Source organism: Streptomyces sp. GL_140, assembly GCF_057834465.1.
In genome coordinates, this window is record NZ_CM174404.1 from 8,352,599 (window position 1) to 8,367,259 (window position 14,661).

The 14,661-nt window shown below is 68.8% G+C and carries 15 protein-coding genes; 11 read left to right on the plus strand and 4 right to left on the minus strand.

Annotation, left to right across the window (positions count from 1 at the left end):
* Window positions 1-28: 28 nt before the first annotated feature.
* From AC3IYJ_RS38405 to AC3IYJ_RS38415, 3 genes are all read left to right on the plus strand, one after another.
* Complete coding sequence (locus AC3IYJ_RS38405; RefSeq protein ID WP_489399130.1) at window positions 29-310, plus strand: hypothetical protein; 282 nt, start codon at window positions 29-31, stop codon at window positions 308-310.
* Window positions 311-371: 61 nt separating this feature from the next.
* Complete coding sequence (locus AC3IYJ_RS38410) at window positions 372-698, plus strand: hypothetical protein (protein ID WP_489399131.1); 327 nt, start codon at window positions 372-374, stop codon at window positions 696-698.
* 673 nt (window positions 699-1,371) lie between these two features.
* Window positions 1,372-1,896 carry a peptidylprolyl isomerase gene (locus tag AC3IYJ_RS38415; RefSeq protein WP_489399132.1) on the plus strand — a complete coding sequence of 175 codons (525 nt, stop codon included), beginning with the start codon at window positions 1,372-1,374 and terminating at the stop codon, window positions 1,894-1,896.
* Between the two features lie 96 nt (window positions 1,897-1,992).
* Here AC3IYJ_RS38415 and AC3IYJ_RS38420 read toward each other — a convergent pair whose 3' ends face one another.
* Both AC3IYJ_RS38420 and AC3IYJ_RS38425 read right to left on the minus strand, forming a co-directional pair.
* On the minus strand, window positions 1,993-3,435 hold the full coding sequence (locus tag AC3IYJ_RS38420; protein ID WP_489399133.1) for a hypothetical protein: 1,443 nt from the start codon (window positions 3,433-3,435) through the stop codon (window positions 1,993-1,995).
* 17 nt (window positions 3,436-3,452) lie between these two features.
* Entirely contained in the window at window positions 3,453-3,938 is a 486-nt protein-coding gene (locus tag AC3IYJ_RS38425; protein ID WP_489399134.1) for a hypothetical protein, read from the minus strand.
* 172 nt (window positions 3,939-4,110) lie between these two features.
* Between AC3IYJ_RS38425 and AC3IYJ_RS38430 the strand changes: the two genes are divergently transcribed.
* Both AC3IYJ_RS38430 and AC3IYJ_RS38435 read left to right on the plus strand, forming a co-directional pair.
* Window positions 4,111-4,473, plus strand: coding sequence for a hypothetical protein (locus tag AC3IYJ_RS38430; RefSeq protein WP_489399135.1), 363 nt, complete (start codon window positions 4,111-4,113; stop codon window positions 4,471-4,473).
* 225 nt (window positions 4,474-4,698) lie between these two features.
* Window positions 4,699-4,893 (plus strand): hypothetical protein, encoded by a 195-nt coding sequence (locus AC3IYJ_RS38435; protein ID WP_489399136.1) that lies wholly within the window; start codon window positions 4,699-4,701, stop codon window positions 4,891-4,893.
* A 376-nt stretch (window positions 4,894-5,269) separates the two neighbouring features.
* On the opposite strand, the gene AC3IYJ_RS38440 is transcribed toward AC3IYJ_RS38435, so the two are convergent.
* On the minus strand, window positions 5,270-5,854 hold the full coding sequence (locus AC3IYJ_RS38440) for a DinB family protein (RefSeq protein WP_489399137.1): 585 nt from the start codon (window positions 5,852-5,854) through the stop codon (window positions 5,270-5,272).
* A gap of 1,555 nt (window positions 5,855-7,409) precedes the next feature.
* On the opposite strand from AC3IYJ_RS38440, the gene AC3IYJ_RS38445 reads away from it, so the two are divergent.
* From AC3IYJ_RS38445 to AC3IYJ_RS38470, 6 genes are all read left to right on the plus strand, one after another.
* Window positions 7,410-8,219, plus strand: a complete 810-nt coding sequence (locus tag AC3IYJ_RS38445) for a polysaccharide deacetylase family protein (protein WP_489399138.1) — start codon at window positions 7,410-7,412, stop codon at window positions 8,217-8,219.
* 50 nt (window positions 8,220-8,269) lie between these two features.
* Window positions 8,270-9,379 carry an LCP family protein gene (locus tag AC3IYJ_RS38450; RefSeq protein ID WP_489399139.1) on the plus strand — a complete coding sequence of 370 codons (1,110 nt, stop codon included), beginning with the start codon at window positions 8,270-8,272 and terminating at the stop codon, window positions 9,377-9,379.
* Window positions 9,380-9,445: 66 nt separating this feature from the next.
* Window positions 9,446-10,150 carry a response regulator gene (locus tag AC3IYJ_RS38455; protein ID WP_489399140.1) on the plus strand — a complete coding sequence of 235 codons (705 nt, stop codon included), beginning with the start codon at window positions 9,446-9,448 and terminating at the stop codon, window positions 10,148-10,150.
* Window positions 10,147-11,697: a sensor histidine kinase gene (locus AC3IYJ_RS38460; RefSeq protein WP_489399141.1), complete on the plus strand. Its 1,551-nt coding sequence runs from the start codon at window positions 10,147-10,149 to the stop codon at window positions 11,695-11,697. Before AC3IYJ_RS38455 ends, AC3IYJ_RS38460 begins: the two co-directional genes overlap by 4 nt.
* Entirely contained in the window at window positions 11,694-12,263 is a 570-nt protein-coding gene (locus AC3IYJ_RS38465) for a GerMN domain-containing protein (protein ID WP_489399142.1), read from the plus strand. Before AC3IYJ_RS38460 ends, AC3IYJ_RS38465 begins: the two co-directional genes overlap by 4 nt.
* Before the next feature lie 382 nt (window positions 12,264-12,645).
* Window positions 12,646-13,512, plus strand: a complete 867-nt coding sequence (locus tag AC3IYJ_RS38470; protein ID WP_489399143.1) for a hypothetical protein — start codon at window positions 12,646-12,648, stop codon at window positions 13,510-13,512.
* Between the two features lie 58 nt (window positions 13,513-13,570).
* On the opposite strand, the gene AC3IYJ_RS38475 is transcribed toward AC3IYJ_RS38470, so the two are convergent.
* Window positions 13,571-14,203, minus strand: coding sequence for a DUF2461 family protein (locus AC3IYJ_RS38475; RefSeq protein ID WP_489399144.1), 633 nt, complete (start codon window positions 14,201-14,203; stop codon window positions 13,571-13,573).
* Window positions 14,204-14,661: the final 458 nt, after the last annotated feature.

The following is a 14,661-nucleotide window of genomic DNA, read 5'->3' on the forward strand; positions in this document are numbered from 1 at the left end:
AACGGTAAATCGCACCAAAGGAATCTCTATGCGCAACTCTCTTAGGTTTGTGGCCGCTCCGCTTCTCGCGCTCTCGGTGGTCGGCATTTCCTCGAACGCTATGGCGGCGTCTCAGGGCACCGTCGGTGAGCAGTGGTTCAGCGGCTCCCGGTCGACGCCCCTGGAGTCGGTGATGGAAGCCCGTCAGCAGATGAGGGAGTTCGAGGAGGCGAACTCGGTGGAGTGCGTGAGGACGTTTGAACGGGTCGCTCAGCGGCACATGTCGAACCTGTGGATCGCCCAGGTCAGCGCCACTTGCGCGCCTGCGTAAGCGGCTCACCGCTGGTGACTTCGACGGCGATGGCAAGAGCGACGTCGGCGTCCTCTACAACGTGGGGGAGCAGGGGGACGGCACTTACCGGACGGCCCTGTGGACGTTCACCAGCACCGGGATCGGCATCGGCGCACCGGTGAAGAAGTGGGAGAGCACCGACAGCTGGAACGCCGACGCCTCCAGGGTGACCTCCGGGGACTTCGACGGCGACGGCCGCACCGGCGTGGGCGTGCTGTACAACTACGGCCAGGACGCCCAGGGGACCAACCGCACCGGCCTGTGGACCTTCACCAACTCCGTCACCGGCCTCAACACGCCCTCCATGGCCTGGGACAGCGCCACTCGCGGCAGCTCCTGGAACTGGTACCGCAGCGACCTCGTCTGACCCGTCCGGCGAACCGCCCCACGCCGGCCCCGAGGGAAGGATCGACTACGCACGTTCAGGTCTTCCACGGGGCGTGACTCTCCGGCTGCGGTCCGCCACGGCCGTTGGACCACGACTCCGTCCGGCCCCACGAACCGCAGCAACCAGGGCTGGCGGGAACTCGCGTTCCCGCCAGCCCCTGAGCGTCGGAGGCTTTGTCGATGCACTGTGGCTGCCGGGCGAGATCGAGTACTGGCCAGTGGAAGGCACGGTTGCCGATTTCAAGATCTGGTGGGCTGACAGCCGCCAACAGATTCGGCTGATGCCCTGCGATTCTCGGTATCTGCGGAACGACTGGTGGTGGCATCGGTTGTTGGCGGTGCATCAGGGGTCGGCCCGGCCAGCCTCCTGCCGTTGACTATTCCCGCGGACCAGCCCACGCCCTAGACTGCGACCGCTCCAGGACTTGGCGATCATCGGGAGGGTGTGCGAGATGAAACGGGTACTGATCAGCGCGTTGGCGGCCGTGGCGTTAGTCGTGTCCGGGGGGAGTGTCGCCACTGCTTCCGATGGTGCTCCGCCGCGCACGACGCACGGCCCTTGCCAGTACGCACAGACCCCGGACGAGCCGCCGGCGCGCTCTGTTCCACTGCCACCCGACCCGCGGCTCACCCCCAGTCGTGGCACGGTCGACATGGCTGTTCCGACCAGCCAGGGCCCGCTCCCGCTGCACTTGGACCGGGCCAAGGCGCCCTGCACGGTCCAGAGTTTCCTGCACCTGGCACGGCACGGCTTCTACGACCGAACGGTGTGCCACCGTCTGACGGCGTACCCGACGCTGAAGGTCCTGCAGTGCGGCGACCCGACCGCTACCGGCGAGGGCGGGCCCGGGTACAAGTACAAGGACGAGCTGCCGGTGGACCTGCCGCCGGCTCCGACCGATCCGACCGGCGCGCGCCGCCTCTACGGGCGCGGCCTGCTGGCGATGGCCAACGCTGGTCCGAACACGAACGGTTCACAGTTCTTCGTCGTCTACGGCGACTCCGCGCTGCGACCGAACTACACGGTGTTCGGCACGGTCGGCGCCGACGGCCTGACGACACTCGACAAAGTCGCCGCCGGAGGAATCGAGCCGACCGCGGAGGCCCCGGCACCGGTCGACGGCACCCCCGTGCTTCGGACCGAGCTGCTCCGCGTCCGGCCATCCTGCCCGCATTGATGCACCGCGGCGTGGCCTCGTGCCCGATGAGCGGGCCTGGCGCCGTTCTTTTTGTGCCGATGCGACGGGTTCACGTACGTTGCCGTCACACGCTGCTCAGCGTTTGACACCTGCGATGTCGAGTAGCTGGTGCATGAGTTCGGCGGGCAGTGCCGGGTTGCGGGCTGCTGTGTACGGCATGTGGTTGCTGCCCAGGAGTTCGACGAGCCGTGTGTGGGGAAGGCGCGGGTCGGCCGCCGCCTGGCGGCGCACGATGTCGTCCGGGTCGCGGGAGAGCCGCTCTACGATCTCTGGTGTGGCCTGTGGGTCGGACAGGGCCGCGAGTCGTAGCCGGTAGTTCGGGTTGTCCACGTACCGGGCCAGGCCCGGGCGCGCGAAATTGCGGCGGCCGGCCAGCATCCCCCAGCTCAGCCCCTTCCAGTCGGCGTACATCTCGACGAGCAGCTCGTGCGGGGCGTGGTCGTTCTCGCAGAGCATCAGTCTCACGAAGTAGTCGTCGTCGGCCGCCAACCGCTCGATCACATCGGTGGGGAGCTCGGGTGCACACGTGACGGCCCGGCGCAGCAGGACGTGGCTGGAGGCCGAGATCTCTCGCAGTGCAGCGAGGTCGTCGAAGCGTTCCTCCACCCAGGCGGGTACCGGGCAGCGGCGTTCCGGCACGGTGTATTCGATCGAAGCTCGCTGCTCCTCGGTTATGTCCGCGCGCAGGGACAGGGCAAGACGGACGGAAGGCGCGGGGTCCGAGGCCAGCGTGAGGGCGAGCGCGGCGGGAACGTGCGGGTTGTGGGCGGCTCCGTGGCGTAGGAAGTCGTCGTCGTGCGTGGCGAGGTGTGCGGTCAGGGCCGCGTCGACGGGCGCGGTGAATGCGGCGTCGTGGCGGCGGCGTTCGTCCGGCTCTTCGAGGAACTCCGCGATCGTCGTCGGCAGGGCGGCATCGGCGTGGGCGGCGCGCTCGGCCGCCTCACGTACGAGGGGATCGGGGTCCGCCTTGGCCTTGGCCCGGATCTCCGGGCGCAGTTTGGGCCAGCTCCAGGAGTCGAGGGCCGCGGCCCGGACGCGGGGGTCGGGATCCTCGACCAGTGAGAGCCGCGTCTCGTACGGCAGGCCGGGAAGCCAGAGGGCGGCCTGCCGTACCCGGGCCTCGGGGGCCGTGGCGAGTCGAACGGTCAGCTCTGTCGGCAGGGTGACGTTGCACTGGGCCGCCGTCATTACAGCGATCCACCGCACTTTCGGGTGCGGGTCCTCGGTGAGTACGGCGAGTGCGTCCGGCGGCAGGAAGGGGTTCTGAGCGACGTCCTTGCGGAGCTCAGGGTCGGGCTGAGCGATGGCAGCCTCCACCGCTACGGGGGGAAGGCTGCCATGACGGAGCCATCGCAGAACGCCGTCGGGCAGGGGGTCGAGTGTGAACACGCGGCGCAGGATCACCTCCGGCGCGGATCGATTCGTGACCACCCCTACGATCCACTCCGAATGCAGAGCGGTGTCGGCCTTGAGCAGCGTCAGGGCTCGGTCGCGAGCTGCGTCCGTCGCTTCTGACACGCCGAAGGCAACCTGAGTCAGCTGATCATCCTGTTCTGCCATGGAGCGATCCTCTCAAGACCCACGCGGTGCCCGATCGTCTGGGGTCCCGCTCCACCGCCGGGCTCGAGCTGGACAACAACCGGCCGCCAGAGCCTTCCCGACCGGGATTCGTGGGGTATGGCGATCCGGCAGAGGGCCGCCAGCCCGACCCGTGCCTTCGCCTCAGGCCCGACGCGGCGGGCAGATAGGAGACGGCCGGCCCTGGCCCATCCGCTCTGCACGAGCCCGGCGACGGCACACACCGCCAGGGCCAGGGCGATCCCGACCGGCGCCCAGGTCTCCTGCCCGCCGACGTCGACGCGCATCCCGTTCTCCGCCATGACCGTGGTCCGTACGCCCTGGCGGCACAACTCCGGCTCGACGGCGGCCTGGACGCGGGACCCGTAGTGGTGGCGGACGAGCGGCTCAGGAGTCTCGCCCGCGACCTCGACGCGATGCAGGAAGCACGTGTAGTCGGCCACTGCCGGTGGCGACGGCGGTCCCGTCAGGCCCGAGAACGGCGTACTGGGACACGCACTTCCTAGAGGCGTAGATCAGGGCAGGCCGCGATCGGCGATAGTGCAGTTAGCGCCGCATTATGTGCAGGCTCCGGCCTGGCTGGGGGACCAGGTCGCAGGCTGCGGTCTGTCGTGCGTGGACGGGGCGGCGGGGGTGCTCGTGGTGACTCCTCGGCGGCGTGGACAGCTCGACGGCGACGCGCCGTGCGATCTCGTCGAAGTCCTCTTCCTCAGGACGAACAGCGAGAAGCGCGTCGAGGTCCTTGGGATCCGGGCCGCGGTCAGGCAAGGGTCGCGCGAGCATGGTCAGATCGGCCCGATCTGCGCCGTCTCCTTCCCAACGCCAGCGACCTTGGACACAGCGACCGGGGTAGAGGACGTACGCAGAACCCGCGCCGGCGCCCACGCAGGTGAGGAAGCTGCGGTAATCCTCCGGCAGGCGCACAACTCCCTGTGCTTCGAGTTCGGCAAGTCCGTAATCCGCCAGCGGGTCTTCTAGGACCCATCCGTGCCCGCGCGAGCCGGGCACCTTGGCGCTCGATGGCTGGGCGCCCAACGCGAGCACACGCTGAGGACCCCGCTCCACTGCTGATCAACCATGTGCAGACCTTACGGGGAGCCACGGACAGCGGAACCGGCCAGGTACCACGCACGCCTGCGGGACAACTAGGCAGATTCGTTTGGATCAGTTCCCTTGGTCGAGGTTGTCGTTGATGATGTCCCAGTGACCAACCGCATCAGTGCTCTGATCTCGGCCTTTTGTGTCCTTCCCAGCGTGATGCTGCTCGTTCTCGGCGTTCGCGAGTACCGCTCGGGGTCGTCAGTCCTCTGGCTCGTGGCCGGGATTGTGATCTTCCTCAGCGCTTTGTACACGCTCGCGCGGGATGTGCGGCGGCTTCGTACTGGGCCGGCCGCCTGACGATCAGCGTCGCGCCGAGATCCAATCCACCTTGCCCTGTGCCCCGAGTCCGTCCAGGACCGCCCGGTGGAGCCGACGCCATAGCCGGCCTCGGTCCATATCGTGAAGCGCCGATGCGCGGTGGCGGGGGACGTGCCGAGCGTCGGGCGGCAGATGTTGCCAGGCACAACCAAGTGGTCAGGACTCACACCACTGCCGTGAACACGGCCCGTTCGTCACACGGAGCGGTCCACCACCTTGCGTTCGAGTCGCGAACGACGGCAATAGCGAGGCAACCTGCCCCCAGCGTGCATCAGGAACCAGACGTTTCGACAGATCAGCACTGACGACCGGCATCATGCCGCTCGAACATCACGTCACGTCGTGGGACAGCCTTCTAGGCCTTGGTTGGTGCGGTCGGCCTGGCGGCCTGCTCGACCTTAGCGAAGTAGGCCGCGCGGGCTTCCTCGTCGATCGGCTGCTCGTTTTCGGCGCGCATCCCGGTCCGGCCGTCGACGCCCTCGCGCAGGATGTCGGCGTGCCCGGCATGCCGGATGGTCTCGCCGAGGACATGGACCATGATGGCGAACAGGTTCGTCTTCGGATAAGGCTCCGACCACCAGGGCACGTGGCCGGAGGCATCGAGGGCAAGCTCGTTGATTGTCGCGTCCGAGTGTTGCCACGTGCGCCGGTAGAACCCGACGATCTGATCGCGTGTCTCGTTCTCGGCCGCCCATTGATCACTGCCGTCGGAGTCCTGCCACCGGCACAGCGGTTCCGGAGAAGGGCGGCCGAAGACCTCACCGAAGTACCTGGCCTCGACCGTGGCCACGTGCTTGACCAGGCCGATGAGGTTGGTCCCGGTCGCTGTCAACGGCCGGCGGGCGTCGTATTCGGACAAGCCGTCGAGCTTCCAGAGCAGCGCCTCACGGTCCCGCCGCAGTCTCTTGTGCAGGTTGTCCTTCGCGAACTCATCGATCATGGGGCACGAGCCTGCCACGGGCTGCTCATGGTCTCAAGATCCCGTACGCGGTCCGCAGTGACTGGCGGAGCCGTGCAGATGTGGTCACCGCCCCGACCTGCTGCAAGGAGCTCAGGAACCTGTCCCACGTGAGACAACCTCTAAGCGGTCGTGTCAGTCGCAGGCACACACGTGGCGTAGACGAAGGAAGCCCACATGTGGCGGGGCAGGAAAAGCTGCTCAGACCAGCTCTCTGTGCACTGTACGGAATGGGTCGACTCGAACTCTCGCATTTGCCTACGGGCTTCCGCGAGTGACTGTACTCGAGTCCCCCCGCCTGCCGAGAACACCTGCTCTTCGCCGGGCCTGGATTCGGCCATCGCGGTCGAGGAAATAGCGGCCAGGGAAAGTGCGAGAAGGGGAGTAGCTGCGAACCTCAGAGACTTGCGCATGCCGATTCCTTTGTCGATATTCGATGAGTTAAGGAATGTCCGTATCGTGGCATGCGACACCTGTGCAGCGGACATATCCTGCCATCCATGCGGTAGGGCTTCTATTTGCCCGTATGTCTCTTTTGTGCGGCTCGATAAATCTCATGTACCCGCAAAATATCACTTTCCGTAATGCCCTGCTGGGGTGAAGTGACGGCGGAGTGTTCGATGTGTCCATTGGTGTGTCTGAAAATTGTCGGTGCCCGGCCCGGCCCGGATTCCGCCTGACACGGCTCAGGCTCTCCGTCTGTGCAGGGGATCCGGATGCTAGGCGGTGCCGTACCGCATTTCCATACGGATCGTGCCGTGCTGTCGGCAGGCGGATCGGCGGGATGGCGTCGCGCCTGTTTTCGGCGGGATGTAACGGCCCCGCTGGAAACAGCCCGGCAAAGACGCCTATGAGTGCCGGCCCCGGCCGAAGCCGCGATCCCCGCCCACGGGCGGCAGGCCGTACCGGCCAGGGTGCGGCGCGTACACGGTGACGGGGCGGCTCCAACGCCCGGATGACGGTGCGTCCGGGTGTGGATGGACGGGGTGCGGGCGGCCTGGCGGGAGCTGTCGGGCCGGGACCGGATCGCTGCCCGGGGCTTGCTGCTGGCCGACGCGCTGCTCGCGGCCACTTGGCGCGGCGGACGTTGGTGCCGCCGAACCACAGGTTCCAGCTCATGACCTTGAGCTCGCCGACCTTCGACTGGAGGAAGCGGCGCACGGGGACCGTGACGGTGATGCGGTCGCTCTCACCACGGCTGTTGGCGCCTTCGACCACGATGCGTGCGGTGGCCGGGGCCAGCAGCGGTGGGGTGCCGGATGTTCCGGTGGCCCCGGGCCGAAACGCACGAGTCCGCTTGGAGTGACGTATGCGCGGGGTGTCCGTACCCACTGGTGGTGGTCCCTGGGCATTTGCGTGGGCACCCCTGCCGGATCGAACCGCGGCAATGTGAGGAGCGGCGCCGACGCACCGCGCCCTGTGCGATTTGACGGCTCTTCCACCGGTCTGTGACGGGACGATGACGAAGGCCCGAACAGCGATTTCGTGGTGTTTGCATGGCGACGTCCCCCCGTCCCATGCTCCTCCGGAGGTAGCCGTGTCCGTCCGCCCTCGTTCCCCGTACTTCACACGGCGCGGCATCCCGACGGGCATGGCCGTCGCGGCCGTGTCGGCCGGCCTCGTGCTGACCGCCGTGACCATGTCCGCCGCCGACACCGACAACCCGGCCCGCCCGACAGCCGTGTCCCAGTCCGCTTCCCAGACAGCGGGTGGACCGGTCGGTGGGCCGGTCGGCGCCGAAATCGTCCGCAGCGGCACCCAGTCGGGCGACAAGAGGGTCAGCCTCACCTTCGACGACGGCCCCGACCCGAAGTGGACCCCCCAGGTCCTCGACCTCCTCGCCGCGCACAACGTCAAGGCCACCTTCTTCCTGCTCGGCCCGAACGCCGAGGCCCACCCCGACCTCGTCAAGCGCATCGTCGCCGAGGGCCACCGTCTGGGGAATCACTCGGTGCACCACGACACGGCCATGGACAAGAAGGACGCCGCCTACCAGAGTGCGGAGATCCTCGACGCGAAGTCCATGATCGACCGGGCCTCGGGCGGGGCCCCGCTCTCCTACTACCGGGCTCCGGGCGGCGCGTTCACCCCCGAGACCCGACAGCTGGCGGCCGACCACGGCATGGCGAACATCGGCTGGGCCGTCGACCCCGACGACTACAAGCGCCCGGGTGCGTCGGTCATCGCCGACCGCGTGAAGGCGCAGATCGGCAAGCGGGGATCCGTCGTCCTCCTGCACGACGGCGGGGGCGAACGCTCCCAGAGCGTCGCCGCCCTGAAGGAACTCCTGGACTGGTTCGACCAGGAGGGCTACACCTACGAGTTCCCGGCAGTCCCCAACCTCTGACCCCTGCCGAACGACCACGACGGCAACGGACCACTGGGCAGCAGGAGAACATGAGTCAGCACCACAGGAACCGTGGCCACAGTGCAGCCCGCCCGAACCGGCGCCGGCGCAAACCGGCCGTACGCCGCAGAGCCCTCGCCATCGCCGGACGGACCACCGCCGGTGCGGCCCTCTTGGGCGGGGCGGCGCTAGGCGTCCTCTACTTCACCCTCGACGGCAACCTCAAGACGGTCGACCTCGATGCCGCTCTCGGCGAGGACCGCCCGCCGAACGTCGACAACGGCTCGATGCACATCCTCGTCCTGGGTTCCGACTCCCGCGGCGGTGCCAACCGTGACTACGGCCGCGATGACGGCGGCTCCGCCCGCTCCGACACAGCGATGGTCGTCCACCTCCACGAGGGCCACACCAGGGCAAGCGTCGTGTCGATACCCCGCGACACCTTGGTGACCAGGCCCGCATGTAAGACATCGGGCGGCGGGACCGACCCGGGCGGCCCGCGCAAGATGTTCAACGAGTCGTACACCGTCGGCGGGGCGGCCTGCGCGGTCGCGACGGTGGAGAAGATGTCGGGCATCCGCATGGGCCACTACCTGGAGATCGACTTCACCGGCTTCAAGGGGATCATTGACAGTCTCGGCGGCGTCCAGGTCACGACCACCAAGCCGATCAAGGACCCGTCGAGCCACCTCGACCTGCCGGCCGGCACCAACAAACTCGACGGCGAACAGGCCCTCGGCCTGGTCCGCACCCGCAAGAGCGTCGGAGACGGCAGCGACCTGGGCCGCATACAACTCCAACAGGCCTTCATCAAGGCCCTGATCCAGCAGGTCAAGAGCATCGGCGTCCTCGACAACCCCAAACAGCTCCTCGACCTCGCCGACACCGCCACCAAGGCCATCACCACCGACAAAGCGCTCGGCGACATCACGTCCCTCATGGGCTTCACCCAGAGCCTGAAGGGCATCGGCCCGGACAACCTGCAGATGGTCACCCTGCCGGTGACCTCGGACACCAGCGACCCCAACCGCGCCGTCCCGCTCACCCGGGAGTCCGGGCTGGTCTGGGACGCCCTCCAGACCGGCCGCCCGATCCCGGCCGAAGCCACCGCGAACTCCGCCGGGGACGAGGGCACGGCCGGCTCAGTCGTCGCCCCGTAGGGGGTCTAGCCGGCCAAGACGATCAGCGAGAATGGTATGAATATCCCTAAATACCCGGAAGGTTCCATGGCTCGCGTTTTACTCATCGAGGACGACCCCGCGGTCCGCAGGGGCGTCGTACTGGCACTGCGCCGCCGCGGCCACGAGACCGCCACCGCCGCCACCGGCGAGCAGGGACTGGATGCCTTCGAGGACTTCGGCCCCGATCTCGTCCTGCTGGACCTGATGCTGCCCGGCATCAGCGGTCTGGAGGTGTGCCGTCGGCTCCGTGCCGCCTCCCGGGTCCCGATCGTCATCCTGTCCGCCCGGGGCGAGGAACTCGACATGATCGTCGGCCTGGAGGCCGGAGCCGACGACTACCTCGTCAAGCCCGCCAGCGGCGAGCTCCTGGAGGCCCGGATGCGGGCCGTCCTGCGGCGTACGGCACCCGACGACCCCGACCGAGCCGCTCCCCGCCGCACCCAGGAAGGCCCCGAGACCCACGGCGCGCTCACCGTCGACCGGGCCTCTCTGATGATCTTCAAGGACGGCGCAGAGGTGACTCTTGCCCCGGCCGAGCTGAAGCTGTTCCTGTTCCTGTCCGACAACCCCGGCCAGGTCTACACCCGCCAGCAGCTCCTGGAGCGCGTCTGGGAGTACACCTTCCACGGCGACGTCCGCCTCGTCGACGCCTGCGTCCGACGCCTCCGAAGCCGCCTGGAGGACGACCCCCGCCGCCCCGTCCTGGTCCAGACCGTACGGGGCTTCGGCTACCGCTTCGGCCCCCTGTGAACGGCCACCGCCGCACGACTTGGACCAGCGGCCTGCGGGCCCGCCTGGTCGTGGCCTTCCTCCTCGCTACCGCCTTCGGCTCGCTGCTCACCGCGGCCCTCACCTTCCGCGAGGCCCGCGAGAGCACCCTGCAACGCACCCAGGACACCGCCGTACGCGACCTGCGCGCCCAGCTGAACTCCCTCGCCCCCGACCTGCCGATCCCGCCCAGCGCCGCCGACCTGCGCACCCTCACCCAGCAGCTCGACCTGGTCGGCGGCTCGCGCGAGTGGACCGTCACCGCGGTCCTCGGCGACGCCGCTCCCGTGACCGCCGGACAGAATCAGGCCGTTGCCGACCACACCGCTCCCGCGCGGGTCAGCCCGGCCACACCCGCCGTCCCCGACGCGCTGTGGGACTCCGTACGTGACGGGGCCGACGCCGCCTACCAGCGCTTCGAGGATCACGGGCAGCCCTGGCTCGCCGTCGGCGTCCCCCTCCAGGCCACCGTCGGCGGCCACCCGTACCCCACCGGCCTGCGCGTGTACGCGGTCTTCGCCCTGGACAAGGAGGCCGCCGACATCGCCGCCCTGGTCAAGGCGGCACAGGTCGGCATCGCACCGGCCCTCGCCCTGGCCCTCGTACCGGCCCTGCTCGCGGCCCGCCGCGTCCTGCGCCCCGTACGCCGCCTGCACCACGGAGCGCAACAGGTGGCGGCCGGACACCTCGACACCCGCCTCGACGTCACCGGCAACGACGAACTGGCCCACCTCACCACCACCTTCAACACCATGGCCGCCAAACTCCAGCACGACGACACCGAACTGCGCCGCCTGGAGGAGAACGCCCGCCGCTTCGCCGCCGACGTCGCCCACGAACTGCGCACCCCGCTCGCCGCGATGAGCGCCGTCACCGACGTACTCGACGAAGACGCCGCCTCCGGCGTCCTGCCGCCGGACACCGCAGAGGCCGTCTCCCTCGTCGCCTCCGAAACCCGGCGCCTGACCCGCACCGTCGAAGACCTCATGGAAGTCGCCCGCTTCGACTCCGGCCGCGCCGAACTCCACTCCGAGGAAACCGACCTGCGCACCACCCTCGCCACCACCCTGCGCCTGCGCGGCTGGGCGGCAGACCCACGCATCACCCTGGACATCCCTCACGCACTCCCCGTGCACATCGACACCCGTCGCCTGGACGTCGTCCTCGCCAACCTCATCGCCAACGCCCTCCACCACGGCCACCCACCGGTCACCGTCCGCGGCCGGACCTGCCCCCGGCACGCCACTGCCGTACTCACCATCACCGACGCCGGCCCCGGCATCCCCGACGCGGCGCTCCCACACGTCTTCGACCGCTTCTTCAAAGCGGACTCCGCCCGCCCCCGGTCCGAGGGCAGCGGCCTGGGCCTGGCCATCGCCGCCGAGAACATCCGCCTGCACGGGGGCTCGCTGACGGCCGCCAACACCCATGGCGCCGGAGCCGTGTTCACCCTCACCCTGCCCCTGTCCGACGACGCACCGGACGATCCGGCCGACGTGGAACCCGTGACCCCGAGAGAGCCCGTATGAACCGCCGACACATCCGCCTGTTGTTCGCCGCGGCGGGGGCACTGTCCCTCGCGGGCTGCGGAATCACTCCCACCGGGCCGATCCGCGCGGGTGGCCCGGCCACCGGAGCACCGCAACAGACGGGCGAGGTCCGCAGCGTCCAGCTGTACTTCGCCAGCCCCTACGGGATCCGCCAGGCCTCCCGGCCCGCCACCGGCACCGTCACCGCACAGCAGGCGCTGACCCTGCTCCTGGAGGGCCCCACCGCATCCGAACGCGCCCGGGGACTGAGCAACCACATCCCTCCGCTGCCCCGCAAGCCCTCGGCCTTCGCCGGGCGCAACACCGTCTACCTGTACCTGCCCCTGTCCGTGGCCACCGGGGAACTGGACCAGATCGCGCTCAGCCAGTTCGTCTGCACCCTCGCCCACACCAAAACCATGGACGACACCCCGCCGGAGAAGGTCGTCATCCAGGTCTTCGAGAACAAAGCCGCCTACAACGAACAGGACATGGGCAAGGGCTGGGGCCTGCGCTGCGGCCCCCAGTCCCTAGCGGTCCCCGCCGACCCCTCACCCTTGGGCTGAGGCAGACAACCCCACGGCGCGGCCGATCGCCTGACCGCTGCCGTGACCAGTGATGCGCCTCGTGACGCGTCACAGCACCACCTGCCCGTGCCCGCGCACGATCCCGGGCGGGTTCGCAGTCCCGGTGGCGGATGAGCACTTGATCTGGCGGGCTGTGCATGCTGGTGCGCCAGCCCTGAGGCCGGCCAGGTCGATCCGCAGTCGCAATAGGGGCCGCGCGGCGAAAGGGTTTGTCAGGAGGTGGGACGTTGACGATGATCACCTCATGACGACCAGAAAGGGCCATGCCGTCTAGACGCCAGGCTCCCCTCTCCATCGCTCGCGCGCCGCCGCTCAAGGCAGCGCCCGATGGCCGTGACCGCCCACCCAGGAGAGCCCGCCTGTGCAGAAGGCCGCCCTTACTCCCTACGCTCATCTCCCCCGAGCGCACCACGAGCACCACGTCCTGACCAGTACCGTCGACGTATTCGGTGTCGCCCACTGGCTGCTCGCCGAACACGCTCCGCAGCCCGGCGGCGATGGCGTGCTCTTCGATGCCCTGGTCGTGTCCGTCGATCCGGGCGGCGACGTCGAACTCACCGAGCTGAGCGCCGTGCGGGCCCGCTGGCCCCACCTGGACCGCCTGCCCGACGGCGGCTTCGTCGTCGCCGCGTCTCGCGCCCGTCGGTACGAGGACGGGAACCAGGTCCAGGTCTTCGACGCGCTGGGCCGGGAGACCTCGTCCTTCTCCGTCGGAGACGCCATCGAGCACCTGCTCGTGGACGAGGCCGGCCGCATCTGGGTCGGGCACTTCGACGAGAACCCGTCCGGCATCCGCCGCTGGAGCATTACAGGCCACCCCCTGTGGACGTCGGACGGTGCCGACATCCCCGGTCTCTTCGACTGCTACGCCCTGAACGTGTCGGGCACCACCGCCTGGGCCTGCACCTACACGGACTTCCCGCTCGTCGAAATACGCACCGACCGACCCGAACGGTCAGTGAGGGTCTGGGCAAACCAGGTACGGGGCGCCAAGGCAGTGGCCGTTCACGGAGATCAGGTGGCCTTCTACGGCGGCTACGGCGAGGAGCAGGACCGACTCGCTCACGGCAAACTCACCGAATCATCGGTCGAGCCAACGGACGTCGGCCTGCTCACCCTGCCCGATGGCACCGCCCCGGGCCGCCGACGGGTCATCGGCCGAGGAAGCAGGATCTACGTCCAGGCCGAGCCCTTCACCGCGTGGGGCGTGTTCGACCTCAGCAGCTGATACCCAGCACTGGAAAGACGATTTCCACGCTCCCGTGCCGCGCGGCGCCTTCGTGATGTCAGGGTGTCTGCTTCATGTGGCGGACCAGCCACATCAGCAGGGCGTCCAGGTCGGCGGCGGCTGACAGGACTCGGTCGACCGTCTCGGGGGTGTGCAGCCATTCCCCGCAGCCGAGGGGACGGGCGGCGATCAGAGAACGGTGGCGCAGCAGGTTCGTACGGGAGTGGTCCGTCGGATAGCCGCGCGGGGGACGTTTCATCACATCCCCGGAGATGTCGTAGCCCTTCTTCCGCACGTCCTCGACGATGGTGGACAGTTCGCGGCCGCTCCCCTCCGAGGCAACGGCCCTGCGGAACCTGTCCACCTGGCCGGGATCTGGGTACCACCAGGCGCCCTGGATCCGAAGGCCGTCCAGGGAGAACCGGAGACCGATCTCGATCTTGCGGCCGAGCCGGATCACCGCGCTCTGGTGCTGCCACCACCAGGAGTCGGTGCGGTAGTGCCAGACGGAGAAGTCCTCGTATCGGGGGTCGGTGTCCGCGACCGCGTTGAGCAGGGCGATCATCGGCTGCCGGACCAGGCGTTCACGGTCCGCGCGACAGCGCTCGCGGGTCGCGTGGGTCGGTTCGCCCTGGAGCTGCCACAACACGTCCATGGCCTGCTCAGGCCAGCCAGTGAACTGTCTGCGCATCCGGACAGGCTAGCTCACCGCCGTTGCCGTTCCCCTGTGACCCGGAGCGGCTTGGTTGCGTGATGTGGCAAGACGAGCTCTGGCGGCGTTGTCCGTGGGGGACAGGATGATGACCTTCATGACCGAAAACATGGCCCTGCCTTCCCCTGCCGCCTACACGGAGGCCGTGACCGCCGCCGTGGCGGCGTCGGCCGCGTACTACGGCGACGGGACCAACCCCGGCTCGGTGACGACGAGTACGACGGGCTGCTCCGCGCCATCGCGGCCTACGAGGAAGCCCACCCGGACGAGGTGCTTGCCCAGTCGCCGACCGGGAAGGTGGCGGGCGGGACTGTGCAGGGTGACGTGCCGTACTCGAGGGAAGCCCAGCGACCTTCATACGAGGTGATCGCCGGTGCTCCTGGTGACACAATTCCCGATCGCCGACCTGCGCCCTCTCCTGGCCCAGGAGACTCGCC